General features: G+C 50.4%; 2 rRNA genes. Both read left to right on the forward strand.

What is annotated here, in order from left to right:
* Nucleotides 1-100 (forward strand): 23S ribosomal RNA (locus tag NNO03_RS22830); the annotation flags it as partial.
* A 96-nt stretch (nucleotides 101-196) separates the two neighbouring features.
* Nucleotides 197-264 (forward strand): 5S ribosomal RNA (gene rrf, locus NNO03_RS22835); the annotation flags it as partial.

Consider the following 264-nt stretch of genomic DNA (forward strand, 5'->3'; position numbering starts at 1 on the left):
CCTGAAGGAACGTTGAAGACGACGACGTTGATAGGTCGGGTGTGTAAGTGTAGCGATACATTGAGCTAACCGATACTAATGAACCGTGAGGCTTAACCTTACAACGCCGAAGGTGTTTTGGCGAAGAGAGACATCGATTTCAGCTTGATTACAGATTACATCAGAACGCAAGAAGCGGTCTGATAAACAGAATTTGCCTGGCGGCTGTAGCGCGGTGGTCCCACCTGACCCCATGCCGAACTCAGAAGTGAAACGCCGTAGCGC

Origin of the sequence: Citrobacter sp. Igbk 16, from assembly GCF_028069755.1 — a bacterium.
Taxonomy (GTDB): Bacteria; Pseudomonadota; Gammaproteobacteria; order Enterobacterales; family Enterobacteriaceae; genus Citrobacter.